Consider the following 20,146-nt stretch of genomic DNA (forward strand, 5'->3'; position numbering starts at 1 on the left):
GCTTTTTCGATTGGATCATCGCCTCTACACTGCGCATTGTCAACAACATACATCCCAGAGGGGAGAAGAAAATGAAGCATTTCCGAGTGTCATTCATCGTCACGGCCTTGTGCCTGCTGGGCTCGGCCTGGTGGGGCTATTCGCACGGCGGCGTGGCGGGCGCGGTGACCGCGATGGGTATCGCTGCGATCCTGGCGGTGATGGAAGTCTCGCTGTCGTTCGATAACGCGGTGGTCAACGCGTCCGTGCTGAAAACCTGGGACCCGTTCTGGAAAAAGCTGTTCCTGGGTGTGGGCATCATCATCGCCGTCTTCGGCATGCGTCTGCTGTTCCCGCTCGTGATCGTCGCGGTGGCGGCCGACCTGGGCCTGATGGACGTGTGGAACATGGCGTTGCAGGACCCGAAGCAGTACTCGATGCACCTGACTAACCACCACGCGGAAGTGGCGGCCTTCGGCGGCATGTTCCTGCTGCTGGTCTTCCTGAACTTCCTGTTCGATGACGAGAAGGAGCACCACTGGCTCGGCCACGTCGAAGAGAAGCTCGGATCGCTCGGCAAGGTGTCGTCGATTTCCGTGATGATCGCGATCGGCGCGCTGATGGCCAGCCTGTCGCTGGTGTCGGAAGCGCAGAAGATGGTCGTGCTGATGTCGGGCCTGTGGGGCATCCTGATCTACGTCGGCGTGGACGTGCTGTCGAACATGCTGGAGAAGTCGGAAGAGGGCGGCGGCGACGTCGGCGAGATGGTCAAGCGCGGCGGTATCGGCGGCTTCCTGTACCTGGAAGTGCTGGATGCGTCGTTCAGCTTCGACGGCGTGATCGGCGCCTTCGCGATCACCAACGACGTCGTGATCATCATGCTGGGCCTCGCGATCGGTGCGATGTTCGTGCGTTCGCTGACGGTGTACCTGGTGGAGAAGGGCACGCTCGACCAGTTCGTGTACCTGGAACACGGCGCCCACTACGCGATCGGCATCCTGGCGTTCATCATGCTGGCCAGTATGAAGTTCCACGTGCCGGAGCTGGTGACGGGTCTCGCGGGTGTCGCCTTCATCGGCGCCTCGGTGTGGTCGTCGATCCGGTATCGCAGGAAGCAGGAAGCGTTGGGACTGGACCGTAAAGAGTTGGCAGCAGTGGAATGACGCAGGGTGGGCTCCCCGAGCCCACGCGGAAGCAGGCGGTACGCAAACGGCCGCGTGGGCGGAGGCCGCCCACCCTACCGGAAACGCATTCGGCCAGTGTGTAAATGAACGAAGTAGTACTTTTAACCTGAAGGAGAACCATCATGGCAATCAGTCTGCAAAAAGGCGGCAACGTCAACCTGTCGAAGGAAGCACCGGGCCTCGCGAACCTGAAACTGGGACTGGGCTGGGACGTGCGCAGCACCGACGGCGCGGCGTTCGACCTGGACGGCGTCGTGTTCCTGCTGAACCAGGCCGGCAAGGTGCGTTCGGATGCCGACTTCATCTTCTACAACAACCTGAAGTCGAGCGACGGATCGGTGGAGCACTCGGGCGACAACCGCACCGGCGCCGGCGACGGCGACGACGAGACCGTGTCCATCGATCTCACCAGGGTGCCGGCCGATGTCGACCGCGTCGTCCTCGCCGTGACGATCCACGACGGCGACGCCCGCCGCCAGAACTTCGGCCAGGTCGGCAAGGCGTTCATCCGTTGCGTGAACGGCGGGAACAACAGCGAGATCGCCCGCTACGACCTGTCCGAGGACGGTTCGACCGAATCGGCGATGATTTTCGGCGAGGTGTATCGTAACGGCGCGGACTGGAAGTTCCGCGCCGTGGGGCAGGGCTTCAACGGCGGCCTCGGCCCCCTCGCCAAGAACTACGGCGTGGCCGTTTGAACGAACCTGCATTGCCCGGGCAGCGATGCCGGGGCAATGCAGGCCCTCTTTGTTAAAGGAAGCCAGCAAAATGCCAGTGTTTACCGTGACCGGGGACGTCGATCCCTTCCTGCATGTGTCGCTCAAGCGCGGCGAAACCATCTACTGCGAATCGGATGCGATGGTCATGATGGAGTCGACGCTCGACCTCAAGGGCAAGATGAAGGGCGGCCTTGGCAGCGCGCTGATGCGCACCTTCGCCAACGGCGAGTCGTTCTTCCAGCAGCACATCGAAGCGGCCCGCGGCGACGGCGACTGCCTGCTGTCCCCCACGCTGCCGGGTGCGATGCAGGTGGTCGACTGCGGCCCGAACCAGTACATCATCAGCGACGGCGCGTTCGTCGCGGCCGCCTCCGGCGTGGACCTGCGCGTGCGCACCCAGAGCCTGGGCAACGCGCTGTTCGCCCAGAGCGGCGGCTTTTTCGTGACCGAGACCTCGGGCAGCGGACAGGTCGTCGTGTCGGGTTTCGGTTCGATGAGCGTGCTGGAGGTGGAGCCGGGCAAGGACGCGATCATCGACAACTCGCACGTCGTCGCCTGGGACAGCACCCTGCACTACGAGATCTCGATCACGACCGGCACCAGCGGCGGCTTCCTGGGCAATCTCATCAACAGCCAGACCAGCGGCGAAGGCATCGTCCTGCGCTTTTCCGGTCGCGGCAAGATTTACGTCTGTTCTCGCAACCGCACCGCATTCAAAGCCTGGATGCAGGCGCCGGGGCGCTGACGTTTTAAGAGGAGTAATGACATGGCAGTCAATTTGCAGAAGGGCCAGAAGATCTCGCTGGAGAAGGAAGCCGGCGGTGCCCTGTCCCGCGTGACGATGGGCCTCGGCTGGGACGTGGCGAAGAAGGGCGGCTTTTTCGGCTTCGGCGCGAAGAGCGAGGCGGTCGACCTCGATGCCTCCGTCGTGATGTTCGACGATGCGAACCGTCCGGTCGACGTGGTCTGGTTCCGCCAGCTCAAGAGCAAGGACGGCAGCATCACGCACACGGGCGACAACCGCACCGGTGCCGGCGAAGGCGACGACGAGCAGATCGTCGTCGACCTGCGCACGGTCCCGGCGGACGTGAAGTCGCTCGTCTTCACCGTCAACAGCTTCACGGGCCAGAATTTTTCGACGGTGCAGAACGCGTTCTGCCGCCTGTTCGACACGAACAGCGGCAAGGAGATCGCGCGCTACGACCTGTCCGTGCAGGGCACGCACACGGCCCAGATCATGGCCAAGCTGTACCGCCATAACGGCGAGTGGAAGATGCATGCGATCGGCGACAACGCCAGCGGCCGCACGTTCGACGATCTCATGCCGCTGATCGTGCCGCACCTGTAATCCTGTTTTTTTGTCGTCCCCGCGGACCAGTCTCCGTCCGCGGATCCAACGTGGGCGGCTTGGCGCCCACGCCCTTTAACGGCTCCCTCGCGGAGCCGTCTTTTTTGATATTGACGGCGATCAGCCGCCGGTTGTGCCCGCACGCGTAGATTGGGCTTCCTGTCTCATCCATTCATGGAGGAACGATGAAGCGCTACCACATCACGCTTGGCGCCGGGACCACGGCGGGAGGCACCGTCATCACTGCTTCGAGCGCGTCCACGATCAACGGTGCTGCCAAGGCGCTGGAGGGGGATGCGGTCAGTTGTCCGCGTTGTCACAGCGAAGGGGTGATCGTCTGCGACGGTCCCCGCCTCCCCGATCACTGGAACGGCAAGCGGTTCGCCCTGCAGGACGATCTGTGCGTGTGCAAGTGCGTTCCCGCGCCTCGTCTGCTGGCGATCCAGACATTGAAGTGCCAGCATGTGCAGGGAGAGCCGGACAATCCGGCCGCGCGTAACGAGCCCGTCAATGGCGTCGTTGCGGGGAGGGCGGCGGCAGAGGAAAAAGCGCCCCTTCGGCTGTTCGATGACGTGACGGGACAGCCCCATCGCAAGCGGCCATACAAGCTTGTTCTGCGGGGTGGCGGTGCGATGGCAGGCACAACCGATGACGATGGTCTCACGCAGCCTTTGACGGCTTCCGAGCGGGCGGCCGTCGTCGCATGGCATGTATCGGCACCGGCGTCGGCCTGAGCGAGGAGGCCGGCGTGCCCGATACTCCTTTTCTCCGTCAGGCCCAGGACCGGATCCCGATCGACCGGAACACGGTTCCTGTCCCTGAATGCAAGGTCAGTCCCGCGCTGAAGGGAGGGAAGGTCATCAAGGTGATCGACGTCCCTGTCCTCGGTTGTTCGGGCGTGTGGTTGCGGTGTCAAAAGGAAGCCGAGCGATGGGTGTCGGATTGCGACGGGAAAGTCCTGGCCGATCACGCGTTGCTCAATCGCCGTATCAATGCGGCCTACGCGTATTTGTACCTTGCCGATCGACGCTTCCAATGGGCCGGCCTGGCCGCCTTTGCGTCCAAACAGGTCGGATGCGGTCTGCTCCATGCGGCCGAGACGGTCAAGGTTGCCAATGCCCGCATCGGCGAGAAACCGGGCGAGGACAGCGGTGACTTCCTGGCCAAGAACATGTTCGACCTTGGTGTCGCGGTCGGTTCCGAGTTCATGGAGAAGGAACTTGCGCTCGGCAATCTCACGCTGTTCCTCGACATATATCCTCTGCACAGGTTCTACATGCTGAGGGGCATGGACGGGTTACGGAAATGCTTACGTGAGCGGAAAAATATCAGGAATCTCGTGTTCTGGCCCGAGGAAGCAAAGAAGCGGCTGGCGTTCGGGCAGTTTTTCGAAGAAATCATGGCCGGCTTTAAGCAGATAGACGAGGGCGAGATCCGTCGGAGCGTTGTAACGTTAGCCAGGCATGAACAGCTCAACATCCTTCAAAAGGTCATTTACGATGATCCGTTCACACAGAAGGTATTGGACGCAAACCAGTTTGCTTGGGTTACAAAGCTTCCGACCGGCGATTATGCGGAGATCCAGCTGACGCTGTCGGCGCAGTGTTCGGCCAAGCCGGGCTGGACACAGTGGTTCAGCAGATCGATGGATGTGCATTTATGGAATCCCGACGACAGGATAAAGTTCGTCTACCGTGCGGCGGAGGAGTTCGATGGGCTCTTGAAGGGCCGCCAACGTACTGAGGTCGAGCGGTCCATCGCGGAAATTTACATGGGCGGAGGTGTGCAATGAAGCGCGGCCTTGCTGTTCTCGCGGCCGGAATCGCGGTCTCGTGCCTTGGAACATGGTGGTACGCCCGGCCACCGGCGCCAACGTATCTCGTCTTCCAGCTTGACCAGACTTTTGAAGAGGTGGTCAAGAATTCAACCTATACGGTGTGGGAAAGGTCCAACCGTCCGGCTGAATATCCAGGCACGTTGAAAGCCGGCGCCACTTGGGTGGATCATCCGTCGGTCATCTTCAAGTTGGACGATGCGGCCAACGGCTTCTCCCTGCCGCCCACGACGTTCGGTTCGATCTCGTACATGGATAATCGTGTCCTAACGGTAGTGACAACGCCCATGCTCAAGGCGCTTCCTTACGACGATACGCTTGAGGTCCTGCAGGCGCTTCAGGATATGTTCAAGGCGAGGGGGTGGGTGCCGTGGGATGGCGATAACAGCCAGTGGTTCGACCTGTCACCACGGGGCCGGCAAAAGCTTCAGGATGAGCTTAGCAGCATGATCAGCCTGCGCGTGCCGAAGAAAAATCTCGAAATGTTTCTTAGCGTGTACTGTCATAAAAATTGCGACGACCGTCCCCAGTCGCGCTGGCTGATCAATGTCGAGATCGGCAAGAAAGAACTGTACCACTGGAACGGGGAGTAGCAAAAAATTCTTGACCCCGCCCTTTTTTCGTCCTACTGTATTACTCAATTAATACAGTAGACACCATGCCCACACACCCCGCCACCCTGTTTTCGATCGCGACCGGTTCTCCGGAACCGATCTACCGCCAGCTCGTCGAGCAGGTACGCCGCCTGTCGGCCAGCGGCCAGCTCCGGCCCGGCGACGAGATGCCGTCCGTGCGCGAGATCGCGCAGGCGCTGGCGCTGAATCCGATGACCGTCTCGAAGGCGTACGGCCTGCTCGAGATGGACGGCGTGCTCGCGCGCCGGCGCGGGCTGGGCATGGTGGTGGCCGATTCCGCCGCGCCGGCCGGGAAGGCCGATATTCTCGGCCTCCTCCGCCCCACGCTCGAACGCGCCGCCGTCGAGGCGCGCCAGCTCGAGCTCGATCCCGACACCGTCCTGTCCCTGTTCGCAACCATTCTGAAGGAAACAAAATGAGTGCCCCCATCGTTCGCATGTCTTCGGTCAGCAAGCATTTCGGCAGCCAGCGGGTGCTCGAAGGACTCGACTGGCAGATCGCGCCGGGCCAGGTGGTCGGCCTGCTGGGCCGCAACGGCGCCGGCAAGTCCACGCTGCTCGAATGCATGCTCGGGCTGCGCGAGGCCGACGGCGGCGAGGTCGCGCTGTTCGGCGAGCCCGTGGCCGCGCTGTCGGACGACGCGCGCGGACGCATCGGCTACGTCCCGCAGCGCACCGACCTGTTCGAGTGGCTCACGCCTGTGCAGATGTTCGACTATTTCAAGGCCATGTACCCGCGCTGGAACCAGGCCAAGGTCGAGGGCCTGCTGTCGCGCTGGGGCTTCGGGCCGCTGCTGCGCAACAAGCCGATCAAGCGGCTGTCCGGCGGCGAGCAGCAGAGACTCGCCATCATCCGCGCGCTGGCGCACGATCCCGAATTGCTGATCCTCGACGAACCCGTGTCCGCGCTCGACCCCGTCGGCCGGCGCGAATTCCTGCGCGAGCTGGTCGACCAGGTGATCGAGCGCGGCACGACGGTCGTGTTCTCCACGCACATCCTGTCCGACCTGGAACGCGTCGCGTTCGACCTCGCCTTCCTGAAGGACGGCCGCATCGCCCTGCAGGGACAGACGGATGCGCTGCTGGAAGGCGCGCGCCGCATCGTCGTCCCGGCCGCCGCGTTGCCGGGCGCGCCGCTGGAGGGGGAAGTGCGCCGGCGCCGCGACGGCGCGATGACGAGCGTGATCGTGCAGGCGCCGGGCGACGACGTCGCGTGTCTCGCGCGCGAGCCGGGCGTGCGCGTGGAGCCGTTGAGCCTGGAAGACCTGTATATGGAAATAATGAGCGAGGTGACGCAATGAATGCCGCGCTGCAGGACTATCGCATCATCTGGCGTGCGGCCGCGGCGCAGCGCGAGCCGGGCGCGGTGCGCACCCTGTACCTGACGTCGGGTGCCGTGGGCGCATGTGCCCTCATCCTGGCCGTGCTGGATGACCTGGGCGGCATGCAGATGCTGCACCTCTTCGTCGGCGCCGCCATGCTCGCGCTGGCGCTCGCCTGGACTTTCCTGTTCGCGCCCGGTTCCATCCGGATGAATTCGCCCATCAACGCCTGGCTGCTGCCGCGCCAGCGCCGCCGCCTCATGCAGATGACGACCGCGTACTGGCTGCTCGCCACCGCGTGCCTTGCCTTCGCCATGGGCGCGTGGTCGGCGCTGCCGCCCGTCGCCCTGGGCGTGCTCGGCCTGATGCTGCTGAGCGCCGGGAACAAGCACGTCGTGACCCTGCTCGTCGTGGGCGGCAACTGGCCCTGGCTGGCGCGCGTCGCGCTGCCGCCGGCGTGGGGCGACGTGGCGACCGGCGACGCCGCCATCGCGTTGCTGGGCGCCCTCGTCGTGCCGGCCGCCGTGTGGGGCCTGCGCTGGCTGTATCCGGCCGGCGGCGACAGATACCTGGAGCGCCGTGCCGACCAGATCAAGCGCGTGAGCCGGCTCGATTTCTGCAACGAGGACAAGCAACCCGTGCCCGAGGGCATCGCCTGGCAGGGCAATCTGTCGTTCTACCGCATCGCGTTGCGCTGCGATGCGGGAACAGGCCGGCGCAGTGCCGACCCGGCCGCCATGCTGATGCATGCGCTGGGCCCGACGGCCCACTGGACCGCCTGGATCGGCGCCATCGCCACCATCCTGCTCGTCGGTGGCGGTGCGCGCCTCGCGCTGGCGTGGACGCATGGCACGGACGTGCAGGCCCTCGTCGCCCAGATGGCGGCCGTCGGCCCGGGCCTGCTGGCGCTGGCCGTCGCATTCAGTACGGCCCAGTACGGCCAGCAACTGCGGCGCACGCGCGGCGAGCAGGCCTTGCTGCGCTTGACGCCGCTGGCCGGCGACGCCGCGCTGCTGAACCGGCGGCTCGCCACGCGCATGCTGACGCAGGCCCTCGTCATCTGGGCCGTGCTGACCGCGGCCGTGCTGGGCGTGACGTTCATCATCGGCGTCGCGCCGGACGCGCTGTTGCGCCAGCTCGGCCTGTGCTGCGTCGCCGGCCAGGCGGCGATGATGGGCCTGCTGGGCGATTACGCGTCCGACCGCGGCGGCTGGAGCGTGATGCTGGGAGTGCGCGCCGGCGCCTACGCGCTCGTGCAGGCGCTCGTCGCCGTGGGCCTCGGCCGCCTCACCGGCACGACGGCTTGGCCGTGGCTGGTCGCGATCCCGCCGGCCGTCTGCTGGGTACAATTGCGGCACGACTGGCGCCGCATGCTGGCCGCGCCGCCGGCGTTCCCGGCGGGGCGGATGGATTGATCAATGCCCGCGCTTCTGCACGAGCGCGGTGCCGGTGCCGTGCCGATGGCCTTCGCTGACGGCCGTCACGGTGCCGTCCGGATTGAACACGATGGCGTTGGCCGCGCCGATTTCTTCCGGCTTCGCTTCCCACTTGTGGCCGAATTTTTCCAGCGCCTCGGCCTGCGGCGTGCCGGGGAAGCCCGGCTCGACCGAGGTCTCCTTGTTGTTCCGTTGCGATAGCCGCGGCGCGTCGATGGCCTGGTCCATGGGCATGCCGAGGTCGACGTAGTTGACGATCGTCTGCAGCACCGTCGTGATGATCGTGGCGCCGCCCGGGCTGCCGATGGTGAACGCGGGCTTGCCGTCCTTGAAGGCGATCGTGGGCGCCATGCTGCTGCGCGGGCGCTTGCCGGCCTCCGGGATGTTCGGTGCCGGGCCGGTGAAGTCGAAGTCCGTCAGCTCGTTATTCAGCAGGAAGCCGTAGCCCGGCACGACGATGCCGCTGCCGCCCCACGATTCGATCGTGAACGTGTAGGCGACGACGTTACCCCATTTGTCGGACACCGTCAGGTGCGTCGTGTGCGTGCCCTCGCGCATGATCATGTCCTGCTGCGGACGCAGCGGGAAGCTCTTGTCGTTCTCGTACAGGAAGGCGTCGCCGGCCGGGACGACGCCGGACGCGCGGTCCGCCCGGATCAGCGAGCGGCGCTGCGCCGCGAACTGCTTCGACAGCATGCCTTCGATGGGCGCGTCGACGTATTCCGGATCGGCCACGTAGGCATTGCGGTCGGCGAAGGCGAGGCGGCTCGCTTCCAGGTACAGGTGCAGGGCGTTCGCGCGCGGCATGGATTTCAGGTCGAAGCCTTCGAGGATGTTCAGCGCCTCGGCCACCGTCACGCCGCCGCTGCTGGGCGGCGGCATGCCGTAGATATCGTAGCCGCGGTAGGTGGAGCGGATCGGCTGGCGGATGCGTACCTCGTAGTTCGCGAGGTCCGCGAGGCTCATCGTGCCGGGCCGGACCTGGCTGCCGGCCGTGACGGGCGGCCGGTTGACGGCGGCGGCGACGGCGCGCGCCAGCGGACCTTCGTAAAACGTTTTATACCCTTTCGCGGCCAGTTCCCGATACGCCTTGGCGAGGTCGGGATTCTTGACGATCGTCCCGGTCGGCAGCGCCTTGCCGTCTTTCAGGTACAGCCGGCTCGTCGTGCTGAAAATGCCGAATTTTTTCTCGTTTTCGACCATCAGCCCGTGCAGCGTCTCGTTGACCGGGAAGCCTTTTGTCGCGACCTGGATCGCGGGCGCCAGCACCTGCTTGAACGTCATGGTGCCGTAGCGCTCCAGCGCCTCGTGCCAGCCGCGCACGGTGCCCGGCACGCCGACGGACGCGCCGCTGGCGACGGCCGTGTCGAAATCGATCGGCCTGCCGTTGTCCTGGAAGACGGCGGGGCTGAACGACGCGGGCGCCGTTTCGCGGTGGTCGATCGTGATCACGCGCTTGTCCTTGGCGAGGTACACGACCATGAAGCCGCCGCCGCCGATGCCGCAGCTGAACGGATCGGTGACGCCCAGCGTGGCGGCTGCCGCGACCGCGGCGTCGACGGCGTTGCCGCCCTGGTTGAGGATGGCGAGCGCCGCCGCCGACGCCTTTTCGCTGATCGTGGCGACGGCGCCGCCGGTGCCCGTGGCGACCGGGGTCTTGGCGAGCGCGGGCGGCGGTGCCAGGACGATGGAGAGGGTCAGAGCGCAGGCGAGGGTTTTGACTGAGTGGGTCATGGCTGGCGCAGGGAGTGGGTGATCGTGGCCGTGCTCATTTCGTGCTGACCTTGAGCGTGACGGGAATGACGTCGCCGGGGCGCATGGTGCCGCCCGCGCGCGCGGGCGGGATCGCGGAGGTGTCGAGGACGATGCGGGCGCCGTGCAGCGCCGCCGGCGCGGCCGTCGGCTGGTCGGGGCCGAGCGTGAATTCTTCGATGCCGTCAGGGCCGTCGAGGAGGAAGCGGAAGATCAGCCGTCCGGCCCAGATGCAGCGCGTGTTCGCGGGGCAGCGGCTGTCGCTGTAGCTGTCGTACGTGAGGACGAGGCCGCGCGCCAGCTCGACGCGCTGCTCGGGCCGGAGCGGATACACGCCCTCGTGCAGCGGCGCGGCGGCGCACCCGGCCAGGATAGTCATCAGCAACATGGCGAACGGGCGCGGCAGCGTCATGGAGCGTCCTTGTGTACGTTTGGCCAATCATAGCAAAATCGCCAGTCGGGGCCGGCGCAATTCGGCCTCGGCCGGCGGACGTTCCCGCCACGCGCCGTTCAGTCGATCGGATAGCGGAGGAACACGGGCAGCGCTTCCGCGCGCGCGGCCCAGGCCGCCAGGCGGGGGAAGTCGGCGCTCGCGACGATCTGCGGCACCATCAACCGGACGAACGACCACGTGATGGCGGCCGTGATGGCGGCCTGGTCGAGGGCGGCGACGTCGAATGCGTCCGCTTCGGCCTCCAGCAGCCTCAATGCGGCGAGCAATTGTTCCTGCACGCGGTCGAGCCACGGCTGGTGCAGCTTTTCCGCCGGGCGCAGCGTGTGCTCGTAGACGATCTGCGCCGTCTTCTCGCACGCGGCCAGCGCCGGGCCGATGGCGCGCAGAGCCTGTGCGCGCGCGGCCGGGGCGGGCGGCAGCAGGGAGCGGCCCGTCAGCGCCTCGGCGTACTCGAGCATCAAGGTGGAATCGATCAGGAACGAACCGTCGTCCAGGACGAGCGTCGGCGCCTTGACCGTCGGATTGATCGCGGCGAATTCGTCGAAGTTGCGGAACACCGAGAGCGCCTTGTGTTCGAACGGGACGTCGAGCAGGTCGAACGAAATGGCGACGCGGCGGACAAACGGCGAATCGAGCATGCCGATGAGTTGCATGGGACCTCCTGATAGTTGCAGTTGCAGTTGCGGTTGCGGTGGTCTTTCATTCTATTGCCTTTGGGCCAATGCTGCTCGTTATGCAACTTGACTTGACGGCGGCGCCATCGCCGGTGGATATTTGAAATCGTTTTCATGAATAAGGGGGAAGCGATGGGCGACCCGATCCGTTTCGATTCCGGCGTCGCGGCAGGCATCTCGCGGCAGGCCGCGACGGCGCGGCCGGACGAGGATGCCGGCACGCGCGCGCCGCGCGTGCTCGCCATCGACCTGCTGCGCGGCCTGGCCGTGATGGGCATGGTGATGGTCGCGTACGCGGGCGGCTGGGAGCACCGCTTCACGTTCCTGACGCACGCCGACTGGCGCGGCTTCGCCATCGCCGACATGATCTTCCCGGCCTTCCTGTTCTGCGCGGGCGCCGCGCTGCCGTACGCGCTGCGGCGGCGCGCGGACCAGGGCAGAACCGCCCTCGTGGGCCACGTGCTGCGCCGCGCCGCGGCGCTCGTCGCGCTCGGCGTCGTCCTGAACCTGCTGCCCGGATTCGACTTCGCCCACGTCCGCCTGCCCGGCATCCTGCAGCGCATCGGCCTGTGCTATGCCATCGTGGGCACGGGCTGCGTGCTGGCGCTGCGCCGCGACGGCATCTCCGTGACCGTGCTGGTCGCGGCGACCAGCGCGCTGCTGGTGGGCTATGCGTGGCTGCTGCTCGCGTGGGATGCGCCCGGCTGCGGCCGCGCGTGCTTCGATTCGGCGCATTCGCTGCCGGCCGTCGTCGACCGCGCCGTGTTCGGCGTGCCGCACCTGTGGCCGTGGGGCAGGACGGGCGATATCGTCACGTACGATCCGGAAGGGCTCGTGGCCACGCTGGGCGCGCTTGTCAACGTGCTGTTCGGCGCGGCGGCGTCCGCGCTGCTCATGCGCTCGCACAGGCGCGCCACGCTGACGGTCCTCGCCGTCGCCGGCGTGGCCTGTCTGCTGGCCGGCTTCCTGCTCGATCCGCTCGTCCCCGTCGTCAAGAAGCTGTGGACGCCCAGCTTTGCCCTGCTGTCCGGCGGCTTCACGCTGCTGGCCTTGCTTGCCCTGATGCGCCTCGTGCCGCCCGGCCGCGCGGCGCCCGCGTGGGCCCGGCCGGTGCTGGCATTCGGCACCAACGCGACGCTGGCCTTCGTCGGCATCACGCTGCTCGACACGCTGCTGCAACTGCCGCTGGGCGGCGCGGGCAGCGGGCACGATCTGCTGGCGGGGCTGCTGGCGCGCGCGATCCCGCAGGCGCGGGTCGCGTCGGCCGCCTATTCGGCCTTGCTGTTGCTCGTGCTGGGCGCCGGGCTGTGGCAGCTGTACAAGCGGCGCATCGTCATCCGGATCTGAAAAACCGGCGTATGCTGGCGGTCATTCAACCGGACCGGAGGAAGGTGATGACACGTTTGACCGCAGCGGATTTCGACCCCGAGGTATTGCAGCTGTTCGATGGCTATGTGCACGGCCGCGTGTCGCGCCGCGATTTTCTGTCGCGCGCGGGCCGCTATGCCGCCGGCGGCACGACGGCCGCCACGTTGCTGGCGCAGCTGTCGCCGTCGTTCGCCGCGCCGCTCGTCGCCCCGCTCGATGCGCGCCTGAAGACCAGCTACCTGGACTTCTCGTCGCCGCAGGGCTACGGCAAGGTGCACGGCTATCTCGCCGAGCCCGCGCACATCAAGGGCAAGCTGCCGACGGTCCTCGTCGTGCACGAGAACCGCGGCCTGAACCCGCACATCGAGGACATCGCGCGCCGCATCGCGCTCGAGGGATATATCGCCTACGCGCCGGACGCGCTGTACCCGCTGGGCGGCTATCCGGGCGACGAGGACAAGGCGCGCGAACTGTTCCCCAGGCTGGACCAGGCGAAGACGCGCGCCGACTTCATCGCCGCCGCGCGCGCGCTGGCGGCGCTGCCGCAGGGGACGGGCAAGGTCGGCGTGGTGGGCTTCTGCTACGGCGGCGGCATTGCCAACTACCTGGCCACGCAATTGCCGGACCTGGCCGCCGTCGTACCGTTCTACGGCATGCAGCCGCCGGCTCTCGACGTCGCCCGCATCCGCGCGCCGCTGCTGATCCACGACGCCGGCCGTGACGAACGCATCCTGGGCGGCTGGCCCGCCTACGAGGCCGCGCTGAAGGCGAACCACGTCGATTACCAGCACTTCGTGTACGCGGGCGTGGAACACGGCTTCAACAACGATACGACGCCGCGCTACGACGCGGCGGCGGCCAGCCTGGCGTGGGGCCGGACGATGGCGTTCTTCAAGGCGAAGCTGGCGTAATGGACCGGCTGGCCGAACTGCGGGCGCTGATCGCGTCCGACGAGCGGCGCATGCAGGTGCTTTGCGCCGTGCGCGACCTCGGCCTGCCCGATTGCTGGGTCGCCGCCGGGTTCGTGCGCAACCGCGTGTGGGACCATTTGCACCGGCGCGCGACGTCGCCGCTGCCGCAGGATATCGACGTGATCTGGTTCGCGCCCGACGCGTGCGCTGCACGGCGCGATGCCGATCTGGAGGCCGCGTTGCGGAAGCGGGACGATACGCTCGCATGGTCCGTCAAGAACCAGGCGCGCATGCACGTGCGTAACGGCGATGCGCCGTATCGCTCCGCCCTCGACGCGATGCGCTTCTGGCCGGAGACGGCGACGGCCATCGGCGTCCGGCTGGGGCCACGAGGCGATATCGACGTGGCCGCGCCGTTCGGGCTGGACGATCTGTTCGGACTGGTCGTCCGGCCGACCCGGCGGTTCGTCGCGGAGAAGCATGGCGTGTATCTGGAGCGCGTCCGTGCCAAGCACTGGGCGCGTCACTGGCCGGGCTTGCGGATCGACATCACATCGATGGCAAGCGACAGTCCGATGGCGCCTGTCCCGATGAGGAACAACGGGCCGTAGTCGCCGCCGTTGTGCCCGAACAGGAACGAGAAACCCCACGCGGCCAATGCCTGGCAGACGGCGAAGGCCGCCGTGGCCGTGCGCCACGCCTGGCCCTGCCGTTGCGGCTGGCCGGGCAGCAGTTCGTGGAGGCGACCCAGCACGAGCGGCACGGTGCCGGTGACGAAGGCGCCCACGATCAGGCTCGATGCCGCCAGGGCCGCGGTCGTCGTCGCGAGCGCGGGCAGCACGACGCCGGCGGCCTGCAGCACCAGTGCGAGGCGCAGCGTACGGCCGAAGCCGATGCGGTCGGCGACGTTGCCGACGGCGATCGGCCCCACGCTGGCGCCGATGCCGAACAGCACCCAGTAAGCGGCGCCCGTGCGCAGGCCCAGGCCAAGGCCGCGGGCGATGAAGTCGACGAGGAACAGCATGTGCGGCACCCAGCCGACCGCGTTCAGCGCATAGCACGCGTACAGCGCGCGCAGGGTACCGGCCGGTGTGGAGGCCGGGGTTGCGGTCGCGGGCGCGGCGGGAGCCACATGCGGCCAGCCGCCCCAGGCCAGCGCCGTCAGCAGCAGGGCCAGCGCGCCGAGCCCGAGCCAGGCGGCGCGCAGGCCCAGTTGCAGGAGCATCGGCAGCAGCGTGCCCGATGCGACGATGCCGAGGCCGACACCCATGAAGATGATGCCGCCGACCATCCCGCGCCGCTGCGCCGGCACATGCGGCAGCACGGTCGGGGCCGCCAACACCATCAGCGCGCCGCCGGCCAGGCCGGACAGGAAGCGCCACATGAAAAACCAGGTCGCACCCGCCGGCCACGCGCAGGCGAGCAGCGAGAGACCGGTCAACAGCATCATCGAGCGCAGCGTCGCCACGGGCGAGAGCCGGGCCGCGATCGGCCGGCCCAGCAGGGCGCCGGCCAGGTAGCCGGCCAGGTTGGCGGCGCCCAGGTAGGCCGCCAGCGCCGGCGAAAACCAGTGCGCGGCGACCAGCGCCGGCAGCAGTGGCGTGTACGCGAAGCGGGCGAGGCCGATGCCGACGAGGCTGGCGGAAAAGCCGGCCAGCGCGGCATGCCAGGCGCGGACGGGACGGGCATGTTCGCCGGACCGGGCCGGGAGCGGGATCGTGTTCATGATGGGACGCGTCAAGCAGGGAGATGACTCAGCTTAGGCCATGCAAGCTATCCGTAGAAGCGAAAGTTTCGGATAGCCGTTATCTGAGATTGAGATATGTGCTAGGCTCTGTCATCGCTTGACGAGGAACCGATCATGGAACTGGCCGACCTGAAAACCTTCGAGACCGTCGCCCGCCACGGCAGCATGAACCGCGCCGCGGCCGAGCTGAACACCGTGCAGTCGAACGTGACGGCACGCATCCGCGCGCTGGAGCACGAGCTGGGCGTCGCACTGTTCCAGCGCCATGCGCGCGGCGTGTCGACGACGCCGGCCGGACAGCGCATGCTGCCGCTCGTCGGCCGCATCGCCAAGCTGATGGTGGACGTCAAAATGGCCGCGCGCGACGACGGCGAACCGGCGGGCAGCCTGGAACTCGGGTCGGTGGAAACGACGATGGCCCTGCGGCTGGCGCCCGTCCTGGCCGGCTTTGCGCGCGCCCATCCGCAAGTGCGCCTGGCGGTGCACGGCGGCACGAGCGCGGCGCTGATCGACGACGTGCTCGCCGGCCGCCTCGACGGCGCGTTCGTCGCCGGGCCGGCGGACCATCCCGACCTGCTGACGGAACCCGTGTTCAGCGAAGAACTGGTCCTTGTGACGAGCCCGGCTGTCGCATCGCCGCAGGCGCTGGCCCGGCGGCCGGACCTGCGCACGATCGTATTCCGCAGCGGCTGTTCGTACCGCCAGCGGCTGGACACGCTGCTCGCGTCGCTGGGCATCGTGGCGTCCCGGCCGCTGGAATTCGGCTCGCTGGACGCGATCCTGGCCTGCGTCGCGGCCGACGTCGGCATCACCCTGCTGCCGCGCGCCGTGGCCGCGCCTGCCGCGGCTGACGGCGGCGTCATCCTCCATTCGCTGGCGCCCGAGCTGTCCGACGTGGAAACCCTGTTCGTCCGTCGCCGCGACGCCTACGTGTCGAGCGCGCTCACGGCCTTCCTCGCGCGGGCGCATGCGCTGCCGAAAAAACAAAAGGCACCCGAAGGTGCCCTTGTCGTTGGCTGAGATGGCTTACACGTAAGCCGCCAGCGCCGTTTTCATCTTTTTCAGCGCCGCCGATTCGATCTGGCGGATGCGCTCGGCCGACACGCCGAATTCCTCGGCCAGCGTGTGCAGCGTGGCGCCCGAGCCGTCGTCGTTGGCCAGCCAGCGCGCTTCCACGATGCGGCGCGAACGCGGGTCCAGCTTGCCGAGGGCCGTTTCCAGGCCTTCCGACTGCAGGCGCACTTTTTCCTCGCCTTCCAGGACCTTGGTCGGTTCCTGCTGGTCCGAGGACAGGTAGGCGATCGGCGAGAACTTGTCGTCTTCGTCGTCGGTCGGCGCTTCCAGCGCGATGTCGCGGCCGGACAGGCGCGTTTCCATCTCGATCACTTCTTCGCGCTTGACGTCCAGCATCTTGGCCAGGTCGTCGACTTGCTGCGGCGACATGGCGTCGAGACCTTGCTTGTTGCTGCGCAGGTTGAAGAACAGCTTGCGCTGTGCCTTGGTCGTTGCAACCTTGACCAGACGCCAGTTCTTCAGGATGTATTCGTGCATCTCGGCCTTGATCCAGTGCATCGCATAGGACACGAGGCGCACACCCTGGTTCGGGTCGAAACGTTTGACGGCCTTCATCAGGCCGATATTGCCTTCCTGGATCAGGTCGGCGTGCGGCAGGCCATAGCCCAGGTAGCCGCGCGCGATCGACACGACCAGGCGCAGGTGCGACATCACCAGTTTCTGTGCGGCGTCGAGGTCATTCTTTTCCTGCAGCCGTGTTGCCAGCGAAACTTCTTCCTCGTGGGTCAGCATCGGCAGGCGGTTCACTGCCGAGATATAGGCGTCGATATTACCGAGATTGCCACTGAAACCCAGTCCCAGAGTACGACTGCCGGCCGGGACCAATGCGGATTGTGCGGACATAGTCACTCCCTCTGATTTAAGCTGCTGCATCGTCTCGCCATCTCCAGGGCCCCGGAGGCACCACTGGCTGGCTTGCGTCGGGATGCTGACGGTGCTATCAAAACCATTTCCCGCGATAGTCTGACGTTATATTAGCACTCTCTTGAGGTGAGTGCTAGGCGCCACCATATCCCTGAAGATGTGTTTAAGTTTCATTAAAGTATTGCCCGCAGGAATCGAAAAACTCGGTCGACTCAACTGTAGAGCAGGGTGCGAGCGTTTTAAATGATGCACGTCAAGCACCGCGCTCATTTCGATTGAAATCGGTAGAAGACAGGTTAGGCGACCCGTGATGCGCCTTCTGTTGGTTGGCGCACGTTGTGCTGTAGGTGGATGCCTCGCGTCCGCTGCCGGATTAGACTGGCCAGCAGCGGACGGGTTCACGGGACGGCGGCGATACAGGCCGAATTAAATTGGCTGAGCGGCAGCCCACGTTGCGGGAAGACGGTCATGACTGCCCAGCCATGGAGGAAGTTTCGGGTCCAGCCTGCCGATAACCTCAACACCTTTATCGTGTAGTTCGATGAGGGTTGGGGTCAACCAAAGTAATTGCTCGTGATGGAAAACGCGATTTCTCAACGCACGGATCTGGTTGAGTGCCGATGAAACAGCATGGCGTTGGCGCTGTGGCTTCGGGCAGCGTGGAAAAATCAGGCGCAGGTCTTTCCACAGGATGGTCTGGAACTGGACGTTGAACAGCGAACTCCAGAAACCAAAGGGTAGTTCGGCAATGATTTTATCCGGTGTAAGTGCCTCGGCCCGGCGTTGCAGTTTTACCTTTGCGTTGACTACCTCGCGGACTTGCCAGGCAAACGACGGATCGTTCGTCCAGGCTTCCCACCAGTCGGCGCGCTCGTACAGGGTTGTCAGGCACCGGTGAGTCCCGTTTTTCAGGGCGACCTCAAGTACATTCAGCATCGGCATCATCGCCTCTGCCAGCAGCATGTTGTTGACATATGCTGTTGCTGCCCTGGCTTCGTCGCCATTGCACGAGGCAAGATAACGTCGCAGCCGCGCCGCAGAGAAGTGTTTTTCGAGGTCGGTCCAGTCCATCGCGCATCATTTTTGATCATGCCTGCTCACGATGATATACTGCGGGTGCAGCCCTGAATTTGTCCTCTCCCAGCCTCCATACCGGTGATGACGCCAGGTCAGTTTTTGGTCCCGTTCTGCGGGACCACCCGGATTCGAAACAAACCCGTCCTCGTGGCGGGTTTGTTTTTTTCCAGAGCCTCCTGGTGCGTCAGCGCAACCGCGCCAGATGCCTCTGCACCGACAACATGGCGCCCACGAGCCCGAGTCCGGCACTGATCGCCAGCAGCGCCGCCATGGCCAGCGGCGGCAGCGGGGACAGCTGGAATTCCGACGCGTACAGTCGGGCGAACTCGGCGATGGCCGTGTTCAGCGGACGCAGCGCCAGCGCCACCGCCCCCAGCGCCACGGCGCCCGCGCACAGGCCCAGCAGCGCGCCCGTGTAGTAGAACGGGCGGTGGATGAAGTTGTCGGTCGCGCCCAGCAGTTTTGACACGGCGATTTCTTCGCGCTGGGTCAGCACCTGCAGCCGGATCGTGTTGAACACGACGGCGATCACGACGACGCCCAGCGTGATCGCGAGCAGCAGCAGCGCCAGGCGCAGCACGCCCAGCAGCGCGGCCAGGCGCTTGACCCAGGCCGAGTCGACCTGCACGGCATCGACGCCCGGCAGGGCGCGCATCTGGTCGGCCAGGCCGTCCACGCGCGCGGCGTCGGCGCGGCTGGTAAAGCCTTCGAGGCGCATCACGTAGCTGTCGGGCAGGGGGTTGTCGCCCAGTGTCTCGATGACGTCGGTGAGTCCGCTCTTGTCCTTGAGGCTGGCCAGCGCCTGCTCGCGCGGCACGAAGCTGACCTTCGCGTGCGTGCCGCGCAGGATCTGCTGCAGTTGCGGCGCCAGTGCCTGGGCCTGGTCGCGCGGCGTGTCGGCCTTGAGGAACAGGCTGACTTCCGGATCGACGGACAGTTCTTCCGACAGGGGCCGGACGTTGTCGAGCAGGGTCACGCCGGCGAAGGGCAGCGCGAGCGCGACGGCGACGACGAGCACGTTGAACAGGAAGCTGCCCGGCGCCTTGCGCACGTGCGACAGCGCGGCGCCGAGGGCGAAGCGGTGCTGGCGGAACCAGATGTTCATGCGCCACCTCCCGTCACATGGCCGTGTTCGAGGCGGATCACGCGCGCGGCGCTGTCCAGGATGTCGTCGTCATGGGTGGAGATGACGCAGGTCACGCCGACCGAGTGGAAGGCATGCAGTGCGCCGATGACCTTGTCGGCCGCGGCGCGGTCCAGGTTCGCCGTCGGTTCGTCGGCCAGGATGATCTGCGGGCGGTTGACGATGGCGCGCGCGATCGCCACGCGCTGCTGTTCGCCGCCCGACAATTCCAGCGGCAGCGCCAGCGCGCGTTCGAGCAGGCCGACCTTGTCCAGCGCCGCGCGGGCGCGCTGCTCGGCCTGGCCGCGGGTCGCGCCGGTGACGATCAGGGGCAGCATCACGTTGGCCAGCAGGTGGCGGTCGTTCAGCAGGCGCTGGTTCTGGAAGATCAGGCCGAGGTTGCGGCGCAGGAAGGGGATGCCGGCCCGGCGGATGCGGCCGACGTCCTGCCCGTTCACGATCACGCGGCCGGACGACGGGCGCTCGATGGCGGCGACCATTTTCATCAGGGTCGATTTGCCGGCGCCGGACGGGCCGGCCAGGTACACCAGCTCGCCCTTGGCGATGTTCAGCGACACGTCGGCGAGGGCGAGCGTGTTGGCGGAATCCGAGTACTTCTTGGAGACGGACTGGAATTCGATCATCG

Annotated in this window: 22 protein-coding genes; 14 read left to right on the top strand and 8 right to left on the bottom strand. The window is 66.4% G+C overall.

What is annotated here, in order from left to right:
• The first annotated feature begins 71 nt into the window (after window positions 1-71).
• The 10 genes from ACEN9Q_RS01385 to ACEN9Q_RS01430 all read left to right on the top strand — a co-directional run bounded on the left by ACEN9Q_RS01385 (window position 72) and on the right by ACEN9Q_RS01430 (window position 8,435).
• Window positions 72-1,142, top strand: coding sequence for a DUF475 domain-containing protein (locus ACEN9Q_RS01385; RefSeq protein WP_495627107.1), 1,071 nt, complete (start codon window positions 72-74; stop codon window positions 1,140-1,142).
• A 143-nt stretch (window positions 1,143-1,285) separates the two neighbouring features.
• Window positions 1,286-1,861: a TerD family protein gene (locus ACEN9Q_RS01390; RefSeq protein WP_056449543.1), complete on the top strand. Its 576-nt coding sequence runs from the start codon at window positions 1,286-1,288 to the stop codon at window positions 1,859-1,861.
• A gap of 70 nt (window positions 1,862-1,931) precedes the next feature.
• Window positions 1,932-2,627, top strand: a complete 696-nt coding sequence (locus ACEN9Q_RS01395; RefSeq protein WP_056449545.1) for a TIGR00266 family protein — start codon at window positions 1,932-1,934, stop codon at window positions 2,625-2,627.
• A 21-nt stretch (window positions 2,628-2,648) separates the two neighbouring features.
• Window positions 2,649-3,230, top strand: coding sequence for a TerD family protein (locus ACEN9Q_RS01400; protein ID WP_495627108.1), 582 nt, complete (start codon window positions 2,649-2,651; stop codon window positions 3,228-3,230).
• Window positions 3,231-3,415: 185 nt separating this feature from the next.
• Window positions 3,416-3,964, top strand: coding sequence for a PAAR domain-containing protein (locus ACEN9Q_RS01405; protein ID WP_495627109.1), 549 nt, complete (start codon window positions 3,416-3,418; stop codon window positions 3,962-3,964).
• Window positions 3,934-5,022, top strand: coding sequence for a DUF2515 family protein (locus ACEN9Q_RS01410; RefSeq protein WP_495627110.1), 1,089 nt, complete (start codon window positions 3,934-3,936; stop codon window positions 5,020-5,022). The genes ACEN9Q_RS01405 and ACEN9Q_RS01410 overlap by 31 nt, the downstream gene beginning before the upstream one ends.
• Entirely contained in the window at window positions 5,019-5,657 is a 639-nt protein-coding gene (locus ACEN9Q_RS01415) for a hypothetical protein (RefSeq protein ID WP_495627111.1), read from the top strand. Before ACEN9Q_RS01410 ends, ACEN9Q_RS01415 begins: the two co-directional genes overlap by 4 nt.
• Window positions 5,658-5,722: 65 nt before the next feature.
• Window positions 5,723-6,118: a GntR family transcriptional regulator gene (locus tag ACEN9Q_RS01420; RefSeq protein WP_495627112.1), complete on the top strand. Its 396-nt coding sequence runs from the start codon at window positions 5,723-5,725 to the stop codon at window positions 6,116-6,118.
• Window positions 6,115-6,999 (top strand): ABC transporter ATP-binding protein, encoded by an 885-nt coding sequence (locus tag ACEN9Q_RS01425; protein ID WP_495627113.1) that lies wholly within the window; start codon window positions 6,115-6,117, stop codon window positions 6,997-6,999. Before ACEN9Q_RS01420 ends, ACEN9Q_RS01425 begins: the two co-directional genes overlap by 4 nt.
• The gene (locus ACEN9Q_RS01430) at window positions 6,996-8,435 is read left to right on the top strand and encodes a hypothetical protein (RefSeq protein ID WP_495627114.1); all 1,440 of its coding nucleotides are present in this window, start codon (window positions 6,996-6,998) and stop codon (window positions 8,433-8,435) included. The genes ACEN9Q_RS01425 and ACEN9Q_RS01430 overlap by 4 nt, the downstream gene beginning before the upstream one ends.
• Here the strand turns inward: ACEN9Q_RS01430 and ggt are convergent, their stop codons facing one another.
• From ggt to ACEN9Q_RS01445, 3 genes are all read right to left on the bottom strand, one after another.
• Window positions 8,436-10,190, bottom strand: a complete 1,755-nt coding sequence (gene ggt / locus ACEN9Q_RS01435; protein WP_495627115.1) for a gamma-glutamyltransferase — start codon at window positions 10,188-10,190, stop codon at window positions 8,436-8,438.
• Window positions 10,191-10,224: 34 nt separating this feature from the next.
• Window positions 10,225-10,620 carry a hypothetical protein gene (locus ACEN9Q_RS01440; RefSeq protein WP_495627116.1) on the bottom strand — a complete coding sequence of 132 codons (396 nt, stop codon included), beginning with the start codon at window positions 10,618-10,620 and terminating at the stop codon, window positions 10,225-10,227.
• A gap of 98 nt (window positions 10,621-10,718) precedes the next feature.
• Window positions 10,719-11,315, bottom strand: a complete 597-nt coding sequence (locus ACEN9Q_RS01445; RefSeq protein ID WP_056449685.1) for a glutathione S-transferase — start codon at window positions 11,313-11,315, stop codon at window positions 10,719-10,721.
• 135 nt (window positions 11,316-11,450) lie between these two features.
• Between ACEN9Q_RS01445 and ACEN9Q_RS01450 the strand changes: the two genes are divergently transcribed.
• The 3 genes from ACEN9Q_RS01450 to ACEN9Q_RS01460 are packed head-to-tail and all read left to right on the top strand — an operon-like array spanning window position 11,451 to window position 14,226.
• Entirely contained in the window at window positions 11,451-12,683 is a 1,233-nt protein-coding gene (locus ACEN9Q_RS01450; RefSeq protein ID WP_495627117.1) for an acyltransferase family protein, read from the top strand.
• A 47-nt stretch (window positions 12,684-12,730) separates the two neighbouring features.
• Window positions 12,731-13,615 (top strand): dienelactone hydrolase family protein, encoded by an 885-nt coding sequence (locus tag ACEN9Q_RS01455; RefSeq protein WP_495627118.1) that lies wholly within the window; start codon window positions 12,731-12,733, stop codon window positions 13,613-13,615.
• Window positions 13,615-14,226 (top strand): nucleotidyltransferase family protein, encoded by a 612-nt coding sequence (locus ACEN9Q_RS01460; protein WP_495627119.1) that lies wholly within the window; start codon window positions 13,615-13,617, stop codon window positions 14,224-14,226. The genes ACEN9Q_RS01455 and ACEN9Q_RS01460 overlap by 1 nt, the downstream gene beginning before the upstream one ends.
• Here ACEN9Q_RS01460 and ACEN9Q_RS01465 read toward each other — a convergent pair.
• Window positions 14,139-15,341, bottom strand: coding sequence for a YbfB/YjiJ family MFS transporter (locus tag ACEN9Q_RS01465; RefSeq protein WP_495627120.1), 1,203 nt, complete (start codon window positions 15,339-15,341; stop codon window positions 14,139-14,141). The two genes, ACEN9Q_RS01460 and ACEN9Q_RS01465, sit on opposite strands and share 88 nt — an antisense overlap.
• 135 nt (window positions 15,342-15,476) lie before the next feature.
• On the opposite strand from ACEN9Q_RS01465, the gene ACEN9Q_RS01470 reads away from it, so the two are divergent.
• Window positions 15,477-16,382 (top strand): LysR family transcriptional regulator, encoded by a 906-nt coding sequence (locus ACEN9Q_RS01470; protein ID WP_495627121.1) that lies wholly within the window; start codon window positions 15,477-15,479, stop codon window positions 16,380-16,382.
• Between the two features lie 6 nt (window positions 16,383-16,388).
• On the opposite strand, the gene rpoH is transcribed toward ACEN9Q_RS01470, so the two are convergent.
• The 4 genes from rpoH to ACEN9Q_RS01490 form a co-directional block, all read right to left on the bottom strand.
• Entirely contained in the window at window positions 16,389-17,279 is an 891-nt protein-coding gene (rpoH, locus tag ACEN9Q_RS01475; protein ID WP_056449573.1) for an RNA polymerase sigma factor RpoH, read from the bottom strand.
• 447 nt (window positions 17,280-17,726) lie between these two features.
• Window positions 17,727-18,371 (bottom strand): hypothetical protein, encoded by a 645-nt coding sequence (locus tag ACEN9Q_RS01480; protein ID WP_495627122.1) that lies wholly within the window; start codon window positions 18,369-18,371, stop codon window positions 17,727-17,729.
• Between the two features lie 190 nt (window positions 18,372-18,561).
• A complete protein-coding gene (ftsX, locus tag ACEN9Q_RS01485) occupies window positions 18,562-19,482 on the bottom strand; it encodes a permease-like cell division protein FtsX (RefSeq protein WP_056449578.1) in 921 nt (306 codons plus the stop codon).
• Complete coding sequence (locus tag ACEN9Q_RS01490) at window positions 19,479-20,144, bottom strand: cell division ATP-binding protein FtsE (RefSeq protein ID WP_322402633.1); 666 nt, start codon at window positions 20,142-20,144, stop codon at window positions 19,479-19,481. Before ACEN9Q_RS01490 ends, ftsX begins: the two co-directional genes overlap by 4 nt.
• Window positions 20,145-20,146 lie beyond the last annotated feature (2 nt).

This window comes from Massilia sp. Masssp93, from assembly GCF_059491295.1.